This is a genomic window from Vallitalea sediminicola, assembly GCF_054408565.1.
Map to the genome: position 1 here is coordinate 1 of NZ_BTPT01000374.1, position 209 is coordinate 209.

Genomic DNA, 209 nt, shown 5'->3' on the forward strand with positions numbered 1-209 from the left:
CTAAAAATTACTCATGGATAGCTGTACCACGCTATTATCGAATGTCTGATTCCAATTTATACCGATTAAAAGTTCAGGTACATCTAACTACAGATGAGGTTAAAAAAGATATGTTTGAATTAGCGGCTGAAATACTGAGTAACACCATTTTTAGTAATAGAGAAAGTATAAAAGATATCATAGTAAACCAAAAAATGGAATATGAAATG

At 30.1% G+C, this 209-nt stretch carries 1 protein-coding gene; it reads left to right on the forward strand.

The annotated features are described in order from the left end of the window. Positions 1 to 209: hypothetical protein (locus ACX6CF_RS27105; protein WP_458788480.1), on the forward strand; the 209-nt coding region annotated here is incomplete at both ends.